This is a genomic window from Puniceispirillum sp. (SeqCode), from assembly GCF_965657105.1.
Classification (GTDB): domain Bacteria; phylum Pseudomonadota; class Alphaproteobacteria; order Puniceispirillales; family Puniceispirillaceae; genus Puniceispirillum.
Map to the genome: position 1 here is coordinate 1 of NZ_CBFHNB010000002.1, position 18,729 is coordinate 18,729.

Here is an 18,729-nt window from a genome sequence, read left to right on the forward strand (position 1 = left end):
ACCTACACTGAACGTAACTTCATATTCAGGACTCTCAAGTCCATTTTTATCCACAAATTTGTATGTAAAGGTGGTTTCAAAGCCATGAGGATTAGGTTGATTTATAATTAATCGAGCATGAGTGCCCGCCTTTAAATCAGCAATAGGAATAATCAAATGAGGGAAAAAATCTTGGTTTTCAGCACCGTTCTCCCAATGTAGGTTCCCGTCGGAAAGAAAGAAAAGCAAGTCGATCTCTGGCACCGGTAAGTTATTGCTAGCTACACGCTTTGTTTTATCTGTACCCTGATGCTCGACGATATCTTCGTCAATCTGGTCAGCATTGTAATCATCAGGTGAATAGCGATCTGAATTTGTCATAAATAACTCCGTTGGACAATCCGAGTTTGAGTTTCAAACACTCCCTCAGCCCTGAAGTTACGGGACATGTTGTTAAAAAAAAGTTAATGATGCGAAAAAAAATCGATGTTTTTTTCTTTTTTTAAATTAGAAAAATTTAATGTTAAGAGGGGCTTGAGGCGGCTGAAAATATTTATCAGGGCATTATCTGGGCTTTATCTGGTCAACATGAACCAGCACATGCCCAAAGTGCCTGCCCACCCACAGTGCCTGAATGCAAAGTAAATGTTACTTATGAGCGTGAGCAAAAGGGTGATCTGGCATATTTTGCGTGACGCATAGCTATGCTTATGGCTTGTTGATTTGCTGATTTGCTGATTTGCTTATTTACAAGGCACACAGCCATATACGTATGGATTAACTGTTATATAATTATGGCGGAATCATTGTGGTGACATGATTGCCACATGAGCATCACATGAGTATCACATGATTATAATGGGCACATGACTATAACGGGGCCATTAACCGCGTAATACAGCACCACAATTCTTAGCCGCCAACGCAACCACCGATGCCGATATTTTTTCAATCTCTTCATCGGTCAGCGTCGCCTTGGTCGGGCTTAGCGTGATGGTAATGGCAACCGATTTCTTACCCGCATCAATATTATCGCCCTGATAGACGTCAAAGACACGCATATCAGACAGCAAAGACCCAGCACCCGATTTCACCGCACGAAGCAAATCACCCGCCGCTACATCGGCATCAACGATAAAGGCAAAGTCACGTGAAACAGGCTGGAATACCGACATAGACAATAGGGATTTGGCTGGCCCTTTTGATTTTGGCATAGGCACATCTTCGACATGAATTTCAAAGCCAACAACAATGCCACGTAACCCAAATATCTCGGCAATACGCGGATGGAGTTCACCAAAGCTGGCCAGCTTTGTACGTCCCTGAACCAAAGCGCCAGAACGATTGGGGTGAAAATAATCAGGTGCCTCGGCTATAGTCTGAAGACCCGCAGAGCGGACACCAAGTGCCGCGAGCGCCGCTTCGGCATCGGCTTTGGCATCAAACAAATCCGTTTTGCGCATCGTGCCATGCCATTCGCGTGGCGCGGTGGCACCATGCCGGATACCGCTACAGGCTGTTCTTTGTTCATCAGGCTGGTCACCCAAAAACACTGGGCCAATTTCGAACATCGCCACATCGGATTCGCCGCGATCCTGATTACGGGCGGCGGCGGCAAGCAAATTGGGTAGGATAGATGGCCGCATAACAGACAGATCCGCACTAATCGGATTCACCAATTTCAGGTGATCCGCCCCTCCGCCAAAAGCCTGTGCGTGCGATTCGGATAGAAATGAAAATGTCACCGCTTCCATCAAACCGCATCCCGCCAATGCCCGTCGCGTGCGGAACAAACGTGCCTGAGCCGGGGATAATGACGGTTGCGCTATAACATGTTCACGCGGCAGATGCGCCATCGTCAAATTATCATATCCATGAATACGGCCAATTTCTTCGACCAGATCGGCGGCGCCATCAATATCACCACGCCAAGCTGGTGGGCTTACTTGCCAGCCGCCATCACCCGAATCATCATCACAAGCTACAATCGTAAAGCCAAGTGTTTGCAAAATCTGCTGTTGATCGGTGATTGGCACATCCATGCCGGTTAGTTTTTGGACTTTGTCATGGCTCAGGAAAATCTGCCGTTGCCAGTTAGCCCCATCACCAGCGCTGACAATATGACTGGCTTCGCCGCCGCAGATTGACAGAACCAGCCGCGCCACATGCCCCTGCACCCAATCTGGTGAGGTCACATCAAGGCCACGCTCAAAGCGATAACGGGCATCCGAATTGATATTCAGCTTACGCGCCGTGGTTGCCACCGAGATCGGGTCAAAAATCGCCACTTCAAGGAACATTTCGGTGGTGGTGTCACTAACGCCTGTGCGCGCACCGCCCATGATACCCGCAAGATCATCTGCACCATGTTCATCGGCAATGATAAACATGCTGGCATCAAGGCTATAGTGCTTTTCATTCAATGCGGTTAGCGTTTCGCCATCCTTGGCTGGACGAATGGTCAAACTGTCACCATTAATCTTGGCAACATCATAGGCATGTAACGGGCGACCAAGATCAATCATCACATAGTTGGTGATATCAACCAGCGCGCTGATCGGACGCTGACCAACAGCGTTCAAACGTCCCGCCATCCAGCTGGGGCTGTTGCCATTCTTCAGGCCGCGGAATCCACGCCCGGTAACGCGCGGGCAGAATGCCTTTGCGGCTGGATCAATGACCCACTGCACGGGACTGTCATAACGGCCGTCATGCGCCGCAAAATCAACATCTTTCAAACGGCCATAGCCAGCCGCCGCCAGATCACGCGCCACACCCCGCACCCCAAGACAATCAGCACGGTTCGGGGTGATGGCAATCTCAATAACCGGATCATCAAGACCCGCATAAGGCGCAAAGGCCGCACCAACTGGCGCATCATCGGGCAGATCGATAATGCCGTCATGTTCGTCAGATAGCTGCATCTCACGTTCCGAGCACAGCATACCATTTGACGCCTCCCCACGGATTTCGCCCACTTTGAGCGTCAGATCAATACCAGGCACATAAGCACCAGCGGGGGCAAAAACGCCTTTCATGCCAGCGCGTGCGTTTGGCGCACCACAGACCACCTGGATCGGATCACCTGATCCGGTGTTGACCATGCAGACACGTAATTTATCAGCATTCGGATGCTGCACCGCCGATACCACCTCGGCAATGGTGAACGGCGCCAGCGCCGCCGCCCGATCAGTCACCGACTCGACCTCAAGGCCAAGCATTGGCAGAATGTCGAGAATCTCATCAAAGCTACGGTCAGTATCGAGATGGTCAAATAGCCAATCACGGGTGAATTTCATCAGACACTACCTCCGACTAGGCCAGCATGAATCGACGGCGCATCAAAGGGCAAAAATCCATAATGCCGCATCCAGCGCAGATCACTGTCATAAAATGTCCGCAAATCGGGAATGCCATATTTCAGCATCGCGATGCGTTCGATGCCCATACCAAAGGCAAAACCCTGATATTTATCGGGGTCATAGCCACAATTTTCCAGCACCCGCGGATTGACCATGCCAGAGCCGAGAATTTCCAGCCAATCATCGCCAGCCCCTATTTTCAGGCCACCGCCATCACGCGTGCATCCAATATCAACTTCGGCTGACGGCTCAGTAAAGGGAAAATAGCTAGGGCGGAAACGTACTGGCAAGTCATCGACACCAAAGAATGCACGGCAGAAATCAATCAAGCATCCTTTGAGATGCCCCATATGAATGCCATCACCAATCACCAGACCTTCGCATTGATGAAACATCGGTGAATGAGTGGCGTCATGATCCGAACGATAGGTGCGGCCTGGCACGATAATCCGGATCGGCGGTGCGCTCGTTTCCATAGTGCGCACCTGCACCGGCGAGGTATGTGTCCGCAAGACCTTGCGTTTGCCATCAGCATCAGGCGGCAGATAGAAGGTGTCATGTTCTTGGCGCGCCGGATGTTCTTCGGGGATATTCAAGGCGGTAAAATTATAATAATCCGATTCGATATCAGGGCCTTCGGCGACAGCAAAGCCCATTTCGGCAAAGATAGCGACAACTTCTTCGATTGTACGGGATAATGGATGCAAGCGCGCATCAATTTGCGGACGCGACGGCAAGCTCACATCAACACGCTGGGCGGCAAGTTTTTCGGTAAGCGCCGCATCAGCCAAGATTGTCTGGCGCGTCTCAATCGCACGGGCAATCGTATCCTTGAGGACGTTCAGATCCTGTCCCGCCTGTTTGCGTGCTTCGGGTTCCATCCCGCCAAGATCACGCATCATTAAAGACACACGGCCTTTTTTACCCAATGTCTCAATGCGCACATTATCCAGCGCTTCGAGTGATTCAGCCGCATTTATAGCTGTCAGAATTTCCGATGATAGAGATTCCAGATTTTGCATAATATCCGTTCCAGCACAGTTGATATCATCACAGCAAGGGCGATAAATAATCAGTTCAAAATAGAACAGGCCGCCAGCTTGAACCACCAAATAATGATCTGGTTCCGTTCAAAACTGCGGCCTGGATATTCAGGTATGAAGCGTGTTTAGCTTGCCGCGCGTGAACGTTCCACCAGCGCGGTAAAGGCTGCTGGTTCATTCACAGCAAGATCAGCAAGCATTTTGCGGTCAATTTCGATTCCAGCCTTGATCAGACCACCCATCATTTGTGAATAGGTGATGCCATGGATGCGGGCAGCCGCATTGATCCGCTGGATCCACAAAGCGCGGAATTCCCGCTTGCGAACACGACGGTCACGATACGCATATTGACGGGCTTTATCGACCGCCTGCGTAGCTGTCCGGAAAGTATTTTTACGACGTCCATAATAGCCTTTGGCAGCCTTGATGACTTTGCCGTGACGAGCATGGGTTGTAGTGCCTCTTTTAACGCGTGCCATGTATCAGCTCCCTATGCGTATGGAATGAAACGTTTTACAATACGAGCATCGGCATCACTTAGAATCATGGTGCCACGCGCTTTGCGTTTCATTTTCTGGGAACGACGGCGGAGATTATGGCTGAGAAACGCGGCTGAGCCACGAACCTTGCCACTTGCGGTCAGGCGAAAGCGTTTTTTCGCACCGCTTTTGGTCTTCATCTTGGGCATTTTGACCTCTTTCTTCATAAAGGTGACCTGCATATGCCACCCCCATATCACAAAGCGAGGGGCGGTCAGTCAGGCGATAAGCCGGCCGGGCATGCCCTGTTGTTTCAGGCCCGGACGCGACAAGTAACGCGAAGCGGCGTTTATAAGCTGAATACGTCGGGGAATCAACCCCGCTACCACACCTATTTTTGGCGCAATGTTGAACTCTTTATTTCGGGGCGATGACCATAATCATCTGGCGGCCTTCCATCTTTGGATGGGACTCCACCTTTGCCACTTCTTCAGTTTCATCACGGACTCGCCGTAGAACATTCGCACCTAATTCCTGGTGCGCCATTTCACGGCCACGGAAGCGCAAAGTAACCTTTACCTTATCGCCCGAACCAAGAAATTTATTCACAGCCCGCATTTTGACCTGATAATCATGCTCGTCGATATTTGGCCGGAGCTTAATTTCTTTTACTTCAATGATTTTCTGTTTTTTACGCGTCTCGTTGGCGCGTTTCTGCGCTTCATATTTATATTTGCCATAATCGAGAATTTTACATACGGGAGGATCAACATTTGGCTGAACCTCGACCAGATCAAGACCAAAATCTTCGGCCTTATTGATGGCATCACGGGTATCGAGAACCCCTAGCTGCCCCCCTTCGGGATCAATGCAACGTACTTGTGGCGCTCTAATAGCGCCATTCACGCGCGGACCATCTTGTGCGGGTGGCACATTACTATGTGGACGTACTATCTAAACTTCTCCTGTTTTTGTCAAAAGGTTACGGCTTTTGCCGTTTCAATAACTATAGTGATGTTCTGTTACCATCAAAACACGCCGTATTATAGGGTTTTATTAACAAAACCAGCGTAATTTAGCTAGTTTTTTAATTTTTGTCACTTTTGCTTTGCTTTTGGCTATTGCGTTTTGCTGGATCATCCGGCCTTTAGGTCAGGTGCCACGCTTTCATCGCGCAACATTGCCAGGGCTTCTTTCATATCCAGCACGGTCTGGTCATTCGAGCCAAGGCGGCGCAAGGCAACGGTTCCGGCCTCAGCCTCGCGACCACCAACAGCCAAAATGAACGGCACCTTCATAACACTGTGTTCACGCACTTTGTAACTGATCTTCTCATTACGGAAATCACGCTCGACCCGCAGCCCCATCGCTTCGGCAGTGCGGGCAACCTGTTCGGCATAATCATTTGCACTATCGGTAATAGATGCGACAACAATCTGCACAGGCGCAAGCCAATTGGGCATACGTCCGGAATATTGTTCAATCAGAATGCCGATCCATCGTTCCATCGAACCAAGAATGGCGCGGTGCAACATAACTGGCCGATGACGATTTCCATCTTCGCCGACATATTCAGCATCGAGGCGTTCAGGTAGCACAAAATCCACCTGCAAAGTGCCGCATTGCCAGTCACGGCCAATCGCATCACGCAGAACAAATTCCAGCTTTGGCCCATAAAAGGCGCCTTCGCCAGGATTTAGTGTGGTCTCAAGCTTGGCAGCGCTACAGGCATCAGTCAGCGCGCGTTCAGCCTTGTCCCAAGTCGCATCATCTCCTGCCCGCACGTCTGGACGGTCAGAAAATTTCACCCGTATGTCGGTAAATCCAAAATCGGCATATATTGATTGCAAGAGTGCACAGAATTGAACCGATTCTTCGGTAATCTGATCTTCAGTACAAAAAATATGGGCATCATCCTGAGTAAAGGCGCGCACCCGCATGATTCCATGTAAAGCTCCTGATGGTTCATTCCGATGACAGGACCCAAATTCAGCCATACGCAATGGCAAATCACGATATGACTTTATGCCTTGGCGGAAAATCTGAACATGACAAGGACAGTTCATTGGCTTTAACGCCAAAGTGCGCTCATCTTCCGATTGCGCGGTGAACATATTCTCGCGGAATTTATCCCAATGGCCTGATTCTTCCCATAATGTACGATCAACTAGCTGGGGGGTTTTAACCTCGCCGTAACCAGCCTGTTCAAGCCGACGGCGGACATAGGATTCAATTTCACGATAGATGAACCAGCCTTTTTGATGCCAGAATACCGATCCAGCAGCTTCTTCTTGCAGGTGAAACATATCCAACTGCTTGCCAAGTTTGCGATGATCGCGCTTTTCAGCTTCTTCAAGCATATGCAGATAGGCGTTCAGTTCTTTTTCCGTCCGCCATGCCGTACCATAGATACGCTGTAGCATTGGTCGGTCTGAGTCACCACGCCAATAAGCGCCAGCCACCTTCATCAATTTGAAAGCGTGTCCAAGCTTGCCTGTTGACGGCAAATGAGGCCCACGACACAAATCAATAAAATTACCCTGCTTATAAAAAGTAACGGTTTCTTCAGCCGGAATGGCGGCAACAAGTTCAACCTTGAAAGGCTCATTATTCTTTTCGTAGAATGCAACCGCCTCATCGCGTGTCCAGACATCACGTATGATGGCTTCATCTCGATCAACGATCTCGTGCATGCGCTTTTCAATCGATGCCAGATCATCCTCGGAAAATGCCTTTTCACGGTGAAAGTCGTAATAGAACCCGTTTTCGATAGCAGGGCCAATTGTGACCTGTGTTTCCGGATATAGTTCGAGGACGGCTTCGGCCATAACATGCGCGCAATCATGCCGAAGCAAAGCTAGCGCGGCATCATCCTTGGCCGTTATCAACGCCATATTAACGTCAGTATCAACAGCACGCGTCAAATCCCACTCTTCGCCATCGACAACAGCCAACAAGGCTGCCTTGGCAAGACCGGGGCCTATAGCGGCCGCCACATCAGCCGGTGTTACCGGCGCATCAAAGGAACGAACAGATCCGTCAGGAAGGGTAATATTTGGCATGTAACCTTTTCACAATCTTTAATCTGGTGCGCCTGTGCAAGACACATAGCAATTTTACGAGCCAGATGCTAACTGTTGATGTTAGCAAACTCAAGCCAAGAGCGACAATTAGCCATTGGACATTTAGCCATTGTTAGCAAGCTGTGATTTTTGCAGAATCCGACGATATATCTTAACCGTTTCATTACACATTCGCGTTGTCGAAAAGCTACGCTCGATATGCGCACGTGACTTATCTGCCAGCACTTGGCGATTGGCACCTTGCAATTCCAATGCCTGACGGATGCAGTCAGCCAAACTTTCCGCATCCCCCGGGGTTGCCAGCCAGCCGGTCTGGCCATGCTTGATCGATTCAACGGCGCCACCATGATCAAAGGCGACAACTGGTCGTCCCATCGCCTGGGCTTCAAGGGAAATACGACCAAAAGGCTCGGGCGTTATTGAGGGCATCACAACCACATCAGCAACCATCAAGGCAGCGGGCATATCATCAACTGCATGTGCCAGACGAAACCGCCCTTCAAGTCCAAGATCGGTGCCATGTTTGGTAATTCTGTCAATAAAGGCCTGCTTACCATCGGCAGCGCCGACAAACAGACAGATAAAGGGCATATCCTTTATCAAGGCTAAGGCATCAAGCAGGATTTCATGCCCTTTCCACAATGTTGGTCGGGCAGGCAACATCACCACTGGCATTTCTTCGGGTAAGGCAACCGAATCTGCAAAATTGATGATCCGCGTCTGGTTTACTGCTTGGGGATCGAAAACATCAACATCAACACCGCGATGAATAACTGTCATGCGCTCTTCCACGCCAACAAACTGACTGGTAATCAGCTGTTTCACATATTTAGAGATGGCAATGACATGATCTACTTTGATGATTTTTCCATTATAAATTCTCTTGAGAAAGGAATGTGCATGAAACCGGCCATGAACAGTGCTGATGGTCGGAATACGAAGCGCCTTGGCCACTGGCAAAGCGATCCAAGCTGGTGCGCGCGAACGGACATGAACGATATCCGCGTCCTCATCCAGTAAAATCTTTTGTAAGCGACGACGTATAGAACCCCATTTTAAAGGATTCTTTAAATTTACAGGCAATGTATGATGCGTTGCTCCACAGCGCACAATATGTCGTTCAAGCGGCCCGCCAGCTGAAATCACTACAGCACGACCGCCAGCTTTTTCGATAGCTTGCGCCATTTCGATTGTACCACGTTCGACACCCCCGCGATCAAGAGCTGGCAGAATCTGCACAATCACGGGCCGCTGATCCCGAGGCGTATTTGTTTTGCTTAAGCGAGGCGTATTAGCCATAAATTCAATGAACTTTTCGGTCAAAATGTCTAAGATACTTCGAATTCATAACGACGATTAGAGCCAATGACAATGGATGAACCTGATTTTCTGGATATAAATGATAACCAGCGTATAGCTTATCACAAGATAGATGGACAAAAACCAGGTATCATATTTCTGTGTGGACATGGGTCTGATATGCAGGGCACCAAGTCTATTTATATGGAAAACTGGGCACGCACCCACGGACATGGATTTATCCGGTTCGATTATCGCGGCCATGGCGCGTCGGATGGCAATTTTCTTGACTTGGCGATTTCTGACTGGACCGCAGATGCGCTGGCGGTAATTGATCACCTGACTGTGGGGCCACAAATCCTTGTTGGCTCATCGCTTGGAGGCTGGATCATGTTGAACGCAGCTTGTCGCCGGCCAGAGCGCATTGCCGGCCTGATTGGCATTGCCGCCGCTCCCGATTTCACCAAAGAATTGATTTGGGACACGCTGGATAAGGATGCACAATCAGCCATGAAGCAATCCGGATTTCTATCGGTTCCCAACCCATATGCTGATGAGCCTGTCATCTATCCCTATCATCTGGTTGAAGATGGTGCGGCACATTTGCATCTACAAGGCGACACGATCAAGATCACTGCGCCAGTGCGGCTGTTGCATGGTATGCAGGATGAGGAGGTGCCGTGGCAGGTCGCCAGCCGGATTATGGAAAAGCTTGCTTCCGATGATGTGCTTCTGCATCTCGACAAAAACGCAACGCATCGTTTTTCAGAACCAGCTCAGCTTGATATGCTAGGGCAAACAATCACCGATCTGGTGCGCCGCATTCAAGATAACCAAACCAAATGACTGCGCACATAAAGCTGACTGAAACAGCCTAAAAATCGGTGTTGCTATAATAGGCTGGCGGTTTCAGACCAATCACCTGATCCGCCAGCAATTCACGGAATGACGGTCGTGACTTCATCTTAGCATACCATGTTTTGGCTTCTGGATGCTTTTCCCAATTTATGTCGCCAAGATAATCCAGAACAGAAAGATGCGCCGCCGCTGCGAGATCTGCCAACGATAACTGTTTCCCCACCAGCCAGCTTCCCTGTTCAGCAAGCCAGTCAATATATTGCATATGGATGTTCAGATTACTGAGCGCTGCCCGAATAACGGCTGAAGATGGCTGCCCTTCGCCAGAAAACCGTTTTATCACACGCTCAGACAATAAGGGGGTGCCAACCTCATTAGCAAACTTGACTTCAAACCAATGTACAAGCCGCCGAATATCTGCCCGAACCGCAATATCACCCCACAGCAAGGCCGGACTTTCGCTTTCTTCGATATATTCAGCAATGACCATCGCCCCCGCAATCACGCCATGATTATCAGAAACCATAACCGGCACATCACCAGCAGGATTAAGGCGCAGAAAATCTTCATTACGCTCCCATGGTATTTCCAGCTTTGGCAAATAGACCACATCTCGCTCGGCCAGAACCAAGCGGATAAAACGCGATGCGGCGGATAGCTGATAGTGATGCAGTACATGCATGAAATTCAGGACACCTTCATAGTCTGAAACCCGAATGGGCGTGAAGCACGATAAGCTGTAATTTTACATATAGTTATCGATTTCACCAGTTCAAAACCACCTTACAGACCATTCTGTCAAATAGAATACTACCGATGGCATTACCCAACAGGGCGGACTGCTAAATCCTGCCCCGCCAAACTAGCCAAAAAACCATCCTTGAGTTCAAAGAACTGAAGCCTATCTGGCTCTATGAAACCTGGCCATTGAACATCGTATGGCGCCGCTGGAACAAATCCAAATTTCGGATAATAATCAACTTCGCCAGATACCAGAATGGCTGGCCAATTGAAAGATTTGGCATGTGTAAGACCAGCAGACACCAATGCCTTGCCATAGCCTTTTCCCCGCAAATCAGGCCGCACAGCAAGTGGACCAAGCAACAGAATGGGGTGTGTTCCCAGCATCACTTCCCAGAACCGTAACGATCCCACCGCAATACCATTATCACGAAGGACAAAGCACATCTCAGCTATAGGGGCACCCGGACGCAGATTCCATACCGAGCGCGCATGCCGATTAAGGCCAAAGGCCTCATCCATCAAAGCATCGACAATCTTGGTGTCGGCATCAGTCTGTAGCGCAATTTCATACATAGCGACGCTCTATACATAAAAAACGCAACAAAATGCAACAACGTTTGAGACAGGCGCGGCCTAAATCACCATTTAGGCCGTTTGCTCAAGCGACTGCTCATGATCAATGGGCTTGTCCAATGTAGGAATAATCTCGGTCGGCACAACCTGCCAGAAATTTCCAATCTCAGAGTCCCATTCATTAAGTAAGCGCAAGGCAAGGGCTGACTCAGTCTGTTTGGCATGGTCTTCAACCAAGCCACGAAGCTTATCCGCCCAATGGGTATTGGAAATACGGATAATTTCAAGAGTTGCCGGATTAACCCGGTCGCGGAAGCTACCTGCCTTGTCATAAATAAACGCCATACCACCTGTCATGCCAGCCCCAAAATTATTGCCAACTTCACCAAGGATAACAACATTACCACCTGTCATATATTCACACGCATTCGAGCCGCTACCCTCAACAATAGCTGTGGCACCCGAATTACGAACACACAAGCGTTCACCAGCCCGGCCAGCGGCATAAAGTTGCCCAGAGGTCGCGCCATAAAGAACCGTGTTACCAATAATGGTATTTTCACTAGCATTGTAAGTAACTGATCCAGCTGGCCGAACCACGATCATACCGCCAGATAGGCCTTTACCGACATAGTCATTCGCATCACCAATCACATCAAGGCGCAGTCCTTGGGTGGCAAAAGCACCGATTGACTGACCCGCCGACCCACGAAGCCGGACTGAAATATGCCCAGGCTTTAGGCCCGTCATACCGAACCGGCGCACAATATGCGATGATAAGCGGGTGCCAATCGCGCGCTGGGTGTTTTCGATATTATAGGAAAGCTGCATTTTTGATCCATATTCGAGCGCCTGGCTGGCATCCTTTACCATCAAGGCATCAAGTGTGTCCGGCACTTCAGTACGTGGTTTGTCACGGGCACTAATTTCGGCCTTATCCGCATCAGCACGGACAAGAATCGGATTTAAATCCAGATCGTCAAGCGCCGCATCGCCCCGGCTTACCTGGCTTAGCAAATCAGTCCGGCCAATAACATCTTCAAGCGAGGTAAAGCCAAGTGACGCCAAGATTTCGCGCACTTCTTCGGCAAGATGTGTAAATAGCTGGACAACTTTTTCCGGCGTCCCTTCAAATTTCGCCCGCAGATCATCGCGCTGGGTACAGACACCAACTGGACAGGTGTTTGAATGGCACTGTCGCACCATAATACAGCCCATGGCGATCAGCGATGATGTGCCAATGCCATATTCATCAGCCCCCAGCATTGCCGCCATGACAATATCACGCCCTGTTTTCAATCCACCATCGGTACGCAAAACAACCTTATTGCGTAAATCATTCATCGATAGAACCTGATGCACCTCGGACAGACCCATTTCCCAAGGCAAGCCAGCATATTTGATCGAAGATTGCGGGCTAGCACCAGTGCCACCGCCATGACCCGAAACCAGAATGGCATCAGCCTTGGCCTTGGCAACACCAGCGGCAATCGTACCGATACCTGTTGACGCTACCAGCTTGACGCATACTTTTGCGTCGGGATTAATCTGTTTGAGGTCATAGATAAGCTGTGCCAGATCCTCAATCGAATAGATATCATGATGCGGCGGTGGTGAAATCAAAGTTACACCTGGCGTTGCGTGCCTTAGGCGGGCAATCAAGCTATCAACTTTGATGCCTGGCAATTGTCCACCTTCACCAGGCTTTGCCCCTTGCGCAATCTTGATCTCGATTTCCTGACAATTGTTCAAATATTCGGCAGTTACACCAAATCGACCAGACGCAATCTGTTTGATCGCACTTGACGGATTGTCACCATTTTCACGGAGTTTGAAACGGGAAGGGTCTTCGCCGCCCTCACCAGAATCTGACTTTGCGCCAATACGGTTCATCGCAATCGAAAGGGTTTCATGCGCTTCGGGGCTGAGAGCACCTAGCGAAATACCCGGTGACACCAACCTTTTGCGGATATTTGTAATCGATTCTACACTTTCGATCCCAACAGCGTCACCACCAGGCTTAAAGTCTATCAGATCACGTAAATTCACCGGCCCCTGCCCATCAACAAGGCTGGAATATTTCTTCCAGCTGGCAAAGGAACCTGTATCACAGGCATGTTGCATCGCATGGATCAGCTGGCCATCAAAAGCATGTCGCTCGCCCGATTTACGGAACCGGAAAAACCCACCAACAGGCAACGTTACATTATCATGTGCAAAGGCTTTTTGGTGCATGTCCAGAATGCGGGTGCGAATACCTGTCAATCCAAGACCAGACACGCGCGATGTCATGGTTGGAAAATATTTGGCTACCAGCGCACGCGATAGACCCAGAGCTTCAAAGTTATAGCCGCCGCGATAGGAGGCAATAATTGAGATACCCATCTTCGACATGATTTTCAGCAAGCCATCTTCAACAGCTTTGCGGTAATTACCAACCGCATCAGTAACGGTTAAGTTCGGCAGCAGACCACGTTCATGACGCTCGGCGATCGCTTCTTCAGCGATATAGGCATTGACGGTTGTGGCACCAACACCGATCAAAACGGCAAAATGATGCACATCAAGACATTCACCCGAAGCCACATTAACCGAAGCGAATGTGCGTAATTGCTGGCGGACTAGATGCGAATGAACAGCACCTGTTGCCAGTATCATAGGAATCGCAACGCGCGTTTCAGAGGCTGCGCGGTCCGTGAGCATAACATGTTCACAGCCTGACCGAACCGCTTCCTCGGCTTCTGCCTGAATACGTTCAATCGCAGTGGTGAAGTCATCTGCCTCGCCATCAGCGTCAAAGGTGCAGTCAATATGCGACGCCTTCTTACCAAGATGCAGACATAGAGCATCCCATTCAGGAATCGTCAGCACCGGAGAATTAAGTAATAGATGATCACATTGCGTTGGTGACTCATCAAGAATATTGCCAAGATTGCCAAGTCGGGTGCGCAAGCTCATCACATGGCGTTCACGAAGCGAGTCGATCGGCGGGTTTGTGACCTGCGAAAAATTCTGCCGGAAGAAATGATGTAGCCCACGATAGCGGCTCGAAAGCACCGCAAGCGGCGTATCATCACCCATTGATCCAATAGCTTCTTTGCCCGTTTCGGCCATGGGTTGTAGGACAAGTTCCATATCTTCCATAGTCCAGCCAGCCATCATCTGACGGCGGCGAGCATCCATCACCGGCAAGCGTTCTGCACCCTTACCACTAGCCTTTGCCAACACCGTATCCATCTGCTCGGCACGGCCAATCCACTTGCCATAATCATTTTGCTCAGCCAATGCGTCTTTTAATTCATCGTCACGATACAGCTTGCCTTCGGCTAGATTGATACCAATCATCTCGCCTGGACCAAGACCACCACGCTCAAGGACATTGGCGTCAGGCACAACGACCATACCTGTTTCAGACCCAGCAATTACCAGACCGTCATTGGTTACGACATAGCGCATTGGGCGCAAACCATTTCGATCCAGACCTGCAATCACCCAGTTATTGGCATAAGCGGCGATTGCCGCCGGACCATCCCATGGTTCCATAACAGAATTACAATAGGCATAAAGCTGGGCACGCTTGCTGGTACCACTGACATCAATAGCTTCAGGAATCATCATGGTTTTGACCATCGGCAAAGCACGGCCTGCATGTCCCATAAGCTCAAATACGGCATCTAGTGCCGATGAATCCGAACTGCCTTTGGCAATGACCGGTTTCAGATCTTCGATCATATCGCCAAACAGACTCGTTTCCATGCGGTCTTCGTGACATGTCATCCAGTTCTGATTACCCCGGATCGTGTTGATCTCTCCATTATGGGCAAGCACACGAAACGGTTGTGCCAGTTTCCATGTCGGCATGGTGTTGGTCGAATAGCGCTGATGATAGATCGCAAAAGATGACACAAAACGCGTATCAAGCAGATCAGGGAAAAACGCCGTGACCTGCTCGGCAAGGAACATACCCTTATAGATGATCGAGCGACTTGATAGCGAGCAGATGTAAAAGTCGCTGATCAATTCATTCAATACGGCCTTTTCAATCCGGCGACGGACAAGATAAAGCTGAATCTCTGCTTCTTCTTCGGTCATATCTGCAGGCATTGAAAACATAATCTGTTCGATTTCGGGCCGTGTCGCATTGGCTTTGTCACCAAGCGCCTGTATATCAACCGGCACCTGACGCCACCCATAAATGAAATGGCCAAATTCCAGAATTTCCTGTTCAACAATACAACGGCATCGTTCCTGAGCCGCAAGGTCAGTGCGGGGCAAGAACACCATACCAACAGCCAGGCGGCCACCATCATCGTCATGTCCAGTACGGGCGATATGTTCAATAAAGAAATCACGCGGAATTTCGATGTGAATCCCAGCCCCATCACCTGTCATGCCATCGGCATCAACCGCACCGCGATGCCAAATCGCCTGTAAAGCTTCGATAGCGGCATCAACAACAGCACGATTTGGCTTGCCATTGCGGGTTGCTACAAAACCAACACCGCACGCATCATGCTCCATCTCGGGAGCATAGACACCAGCTTCGGTAAGTTTGGCCTCATTGGCCTTGCGACGGGCAATGAAGGCGTCTGCATCAAAGTTTTTATTATCATGTGACATTGTTAGCTCCCTGATCCAACACGGCGTGGCGCATTGGCCTCTGCCTGCTGCATGATCCATGCATCAATTTGTTCAGCCGCATCGCGCCCATCGCGGACACCCCATACAACCAAGGACGCGCCGCGCACGATGTCACCAGCTGCAAATACACCTTGCTGACTGGTCATCATGGTTTTCCAATCAATGCTGATCGTGCCCCATTTAGACACGCTCAATCCATCATCACCGAACATTTTCGGCATATCCTCTGGATCAAAACCAAGCGCTTTGACAACCAGATCAGCTGGCATGTCATGCGAAGATCCTTCAATAACTTGCGGCACTTGGCGTCCAGTTGCATCTGGTTGTCCCAAATGAATTGACTGGGCTTGCACCGCAGAAACCTTATCATCCCCTAAAAAGGCCTGTGGTGCTGAAAGCCATTTGAAAACAACACCTTCTTCTTCGGCATTCTGCACTTCACGCTGCGAGCCCGGCATATTCGCCTTGTCTCGACGATACAGACAGCTGACCGATTTGGCTTTTTGACGGATTGCGGTACGGACACAATCCATCGCCGTATCACCGCCGCCAATAACCACGACATTCTTACCTGCCGCATTCAGCTGGCCATCCTCAAATGCGGGTACATCATCACCAAGGCTTTTGCGGTTTGAGGCCGTCAAATAGTCAAGTGCTGGCACAATACCACCAAGACCGCTTCCCGGCGTGCTGATATCACGGGCTTTATAAACCCCCGTTGCCACCAGAATTGCGTCATGCTTTTTGCGGATATCGCTAAAAGTAATATCAGCCCCAATATCAACATTAAGATGAAAATGCACGCCACCATCACGAAGTAATTGACCACGGCGCTCAACGATTGATTTTTCCAGCTTGAAACCGGGGATTCCGTAAATCAGCAAGCCACCGATTCTGTCGTAACGATCATAGACATGCACTTGATAGCCCCGGTGACGCAACATTTCGGCTGCCGCCAAACCGGCTGGTCCAGCGCCGATGATGCCCACAGATTCGTCAAGCTCGACACGCGGCGCGGCAGGCTTGACCCACCCTTCGGCAAAGGCGGTTTCGGTTATGTGTTTTTCAACCGCACCAATGGTGACTGATTCGAATCCCTTTTCAATAACACAACTGCCCTCACACAAACGATCCTGCGGACAAATACGGCCACAAATTTCAGGGAAATTATTGGTTTGCGACGATAATTCATAGGCTTCCTGCATCCGCCCTTCGGCTGTCATCATCAACCAATCTGGTATGTTATTATGCAAAGGGCAATTTGTTTGGCAGAATGGCACGCCACATTGTGAACAACGCGAAGCCTGTGTTTCTGCCGCCTCCACATTGAAATCATCATAGATTTCGTCAAAATCGGCAACCCGGGCATCGGCTTTGCGCTTTGACGGCATGGCTTTTTCTGTAGCCACAAATTTCAACATTTTTGATGACATCGCTGCCTCCTATAGATACCTGCACATAGATGCCTGCACATAAATTCCGACACAATCGGGCGCCACACTGTGATAGCGCGCGCCTCAGAATAAAAGTCAATAAGTATTACCTTTTTATACCTAGTATTTGACAAAGCGTCAAGCAATGCAGGTGATTAGGCTTGATATTGCTGATTTTAGTCTCAAATCGGTATTATTATGGTGATAATGGCTGTGAATGTGACTGTGAGTGTCGCTGTGAGTTGCGTAATAGAGGCAAGTTCGATAAGAACAATCTCAAAGTCCAGCGTGTCCGGTACGATTACCCGGGACGATTACCCGGGACTTTTACTGTGCAATTGCGTTTCAAACCGCCATCTAGGCAGATATGGCCCTGAAATAGAGAAGCTTAACTAATGCCAATTTTTATGATCATTCTTGTATCGCTTGTGCAGGGCGTAACTGAGTTTCTGCCTATATCATCTTCCGGGCATCTGGTTTTGCTTCCAGTTCTAACCGACCAGCCCTATCAAGGGCGAACAATCGATGTCGCCGCGCATGTTGGCACCTTCTTTGCGGTACTGTTTTTTTTACGCGCGGACATTACGCGCATCATTATCGGCATCCTTAGTTTTGGCAAACATAACCCAAATGATGCCCAGCTTGGTCTGATGCTGATGACGGCCACAATACCTGTTATTGGCGCAGGGCTATATGTTAATTATGCCAACTGGAACTGGCTGATAATGATTGAAACGCTGGCATGGTCTAATCTACTCTTTGCCGTTTTACTGTGGGGTGCTGATCGCTATGGTCTGGCGATGAAAACCATGAATGACATGCGTTTTTCGCCTGCCATATTCATTGGCTTGGCGCAGATTTGTGCGCTGGTTCCTGGCGCATCGCGTTCAGGTGTCACCATGACAGCCGCGCGCATGCTAGGCTTTGACCGCATTACCGCAGCACGGTTTTCGTTGTTATTGTCTTTGCCAACGATCGCAGGTGCCGGCATTCTAAAAACCCGCGACCTCGTCAAAGATGGCGATCTCGCGCTGGGAAGCGACGCAGCGTTGGTGGCTTTGCTTTCGGGCCTTATGGCATTCCTAGCCATGCGGGCAATGATGGCATGGCTGGCGCGCGCCAATTTCAATATTTTTGTCTATTACCGGCTGGTGCTTGGCGCCGCTTTGATTTGGGCAATCCAGAGCAACATGTTCGCATAGGTGCTCATATTCTGGCATCAATTCGCACCACAA

14 protein-coding genes are annotated in these 18,729 nt (G+C 49.6%); 2 read left to right on the forward strand and 12 right to left on the reverse strand.

From position 1 onward, the window contains the following. From ACTF7Q_RS00485 to ACTF7Q_RS00520, 8 genes are all read right to left on the reverse strand, one after another. Nucleotides 1–360: hypothetical protein (locus ACTF7Q_RS00485; protein ID WP_438995897.1), on the reverse strand; the 360-nt coding region annotated here is incomplete at its 3' end. Nucleotides 361–863: 503 nt separating this feature from the next. Continuing rightward, nucleotides 864–3,278 carry a phenylalanine--tRNA ligase subunit beta gene (gene pheT, locus ACTF7Q_RS00490; RefSeq protein ID WP_438995898.1) on the reverse strand — a complete coding sequence of 805 codons (2,415 nt, stop codon included), beginning with the start codon at nucleotides 3,276–3,278 and terminating at the stop codon, nucleotides 864–866. Then, nucleotides 3,278–4,363 carry a phenylalanine--tRNA ligase subunit alpha gene (gene pheS / locus ACTF7Q_RS00495; protein ID WP_438995899.1) on the reverse strand — a complete coding sequence of 362 codons (1,086 nt, stop codon included), beginning with the start codon at nucleotides 4,361–4,363 and terminating at the stop codon, nucleotides 3,278–3,280. Before pheS ends, pheT begins: the two co-directional genes overlap by 1 nt. Before the next feature lie 146 nt (nucleotides 4,364–4,509). After that, nucleotides 4,510–4,863 carry a 50S ribosomal protein L20 gene (gene rplT, locus ACTF7Q_RS00500; protein WP_013046101.1) on the reverse strand — a complete coding sequence of 118 codons (354 nt, stop codon included), beginning with the start codon at nucleotides 4,861–4,863 and terminating at the stop codon, nucleotides 4,510–4,512. 11 nt (nucleotides 4,864–4,874) lie between these two features. Then, nucleotides 4,875–5,072 (reverse strand): 50S ribosomal protein L35, encoded by a 198-nt coding sequence (gene rpmI / locus ACTF7Q_RS00505; RefSeq protein WP_013046102.1) that lies wholly within the window; start codon nucleotides 5,070–5,072, stop codon nucleotides 4,875–4,877. Nucleotides 5,073–5,280: 208 nt separating this feature from the next. After that, nucleotides 5,281–5,796, reverse strand: a complete 516-nt coding sequence (infC, locus tag ACTF7Q_RS00510; RefSeq protein WP_438995900.1) for a translation initiation factor IF-3 — start codon at nucleotides 5,794–5,796, stop codon at nucleotides 5,281–5,283. Nucleotides 5,797–5,999: 203 nt separating this feature from the next. Beyond that, entirely contained in the window at nucleotides 6,000–7,925 is a 1,926-nt protein-coding gene (gene thrS, locus ACTF7Q_RS00515; RefSeq protein WP_438995901.1) for a threonine--tRNA ligase, read from the reverse strand. Between the two features lie 123 nt (nucleotides 7,926–8,048). Next, nucleotides 8,049–9,191, reverse strand: a complete 1,143-nt coding sequence (locus tag ACTF7Q_RS00520) for a glycosyltransferase family 4 protein (RefSeq protein WP_438995902.1) — start codon at nucleotides 9,189–9,191, stop codon at nucleotides 8,049–8,051. Nucleotides 9,192–9,311: 120 nt separating this feature from the next. On the opposite strand from ACTF7Q_RS00520, the gene ACTF7Q_RS00525 reads away from it, so the two are divergent. After that, on the forward strand, nucleotides 9,312–10,091 hold the full coding sequence (locus ACTF7Q_RS00525) for an alpha/beta fold hydrolase (protein WP_438995903.1): 780 nt from the start codon (nucleotides 9,312–9,314) through the stop codon (nucleotides 10,089–10,091). A gap of 28 nt (nucleotides 10,092–10,119) precedes the next feature. Here ACTF7Q_RS00525 and ACTF7Q_RS00530 read toward each other — a convergent pair whose 3' ends face one another. The 4 genes from ACTF7Q_RS00530 to ACTF7Q_RS00545 form a co-directional block, all read right to left on the reverse strand. Next, nucleotides 10,120–10,785 (reverse strand): glutathione S-transferase family protein, encoded by a 666-nt coding sequence (locus ACTF7Q_RS00530; protein ID WP_438995904.1) that lies wholly within the window; start codon nucleotides 10,783–10,785, stop codon nucleotides 10,120–10,122. Nucleotides 10,786–10,925: 140 nt separating this feature from the next. Further along, nucleotides 10,926–11,420 (reverse strand): GNAT family N-acetyltransferase, encoded by a 495-nt coding sequence (locus ACTF7Q_RS00535; protein ID WP_438995905.1) that lies wholly within the window; start codon nucleotides 11,418–11,420, stop codon nucleotides 10,926–10,928. A 72-nt stretch (nucleotides 11,421–11,492) separates the two neighbouring features. After that, entirely contained in the window at nucleotides 11,493–16,040 is a 4,548-nt protein-coding gene (gene gltB / locus ACTF7Q_RS00540) for a glutamate synthase large subunit (protein ID WP_438995906.1), read from the reverse strand. Nucleotides 16,041–16,042: 2 nt separating this feature from the next. Next, complete coding sequence (locus ACTF7Q_RS00545; protein ID WP_438995907.1) at nucleotides 16,043–17,494, reverse strand: NAD(P)-dependent oxidoreductase; 1,452 nt, start codon at nucleotides 17,492–17,494, stop codon at nucleotides 16,043–16,045. Between the two features lie 395 nt (nucleotides 17,495–17,889). Between ACTF7Q_RS00545 and ACTF7Q_RS00550 the strand changes: the two genes are divergently transcribed. Next, nucleotides 17,890–18,696: an undecaprenyl-diphosphate phosphatase gene (locus tag ACTF7Q_RS00550; protein WP_438995908.1), complete on the forward strand. Its 807-nt coding sequence runs from the start codon at nucleotides 17,890–17,892 to the stop codon at nucleotides 18,694–18,696. The last annotated feature ends 33 nt before the right edge of the window (nucleotides 18,697–18,729 follow it).

What these genes read in the sequence shown, in the direction of transcription:
- pheT (WP_438995898.1), bottom strand. Translation starts at nt 3,278, where the DNA reads ATGAAATTCACCCGTGATTGGCTATTTGACCATCTCGATACTGACCGT.
- pheS (WP_438995899.1), bottom strand. Translation starts at nt 4,363, where the DNA reads ATGCAAAATCTGGAATCTCTATCATCGGAAATTCTGACAGCTATAAAT.
- rplT (WP_013046101.1), bottom strand. Translation starts at nt 4,863, where the DNA reads ATGGCACGCGTTAAAAGAGGCACTACAACCCATGCTCGTCACGGCAAA.
- rpmI (WP_013046102.1), bottom strand. Translation starts at nt 5,072, where the DNA reads ATGCCCAAGATGAAGACCAAAAGCGGTGCGAAAAAACGCTTTCGCCTG.
- thrS (WP_438995901.1), bottom strand. Translation starts at nt 7,925, where the DNA reads ATGCCAAATATTACCCTTCCTGACGGATCTGTTCGTTCCTTTGATGCG.
- ACTF7Q_RS00525 (WP_438995903.1), top strand. Translation starts at nt 9,312, where the DNA reads ATGACAATGGATGAACCTGATTTTCTGGATATAAATGATAACCAGCGT.
- ACTF7Q_RS00530 (WP_438995904.1), bottom strand. Translation starts at nt 10,785, where the DNA reads ATGCATGTACTGCATCACTATCAGCTATCCGCCGCATCGCGTTTTATC.
- ACTF7Q_RS00535 (WP_438995905.1), bottom strand. Translation starts at nt 11,420, where the DNA reads ATGTATGAAATTGCGCTACAGACTGATGCCGACACCAAGATTGTCGAT.
- gltB (WP_438995906.1), bottom strand. Translation starts at nt 16,040, where the DNA reads ATGTCACATGATAATAAAAACTTTGATGCAGACGCCTTCATTGCCCGT.
- ACTF7Q_RS00545 (WP_438995907.1), bottom strand. Translation starts at nt 17,494, where the DNA reads ATGTCATCAAAAATGTTGAAATTTGTGGCTACAGAAAAAGCCATGCCG.
- ACTF7Q_RS00550 (WP_438995908.1), top strand. Translation starts at nt 17,890, where the DNA reads ATGCCAATTTTTATGATCATTCTTGTATCGCTTGTGCAGGGCGTAACT.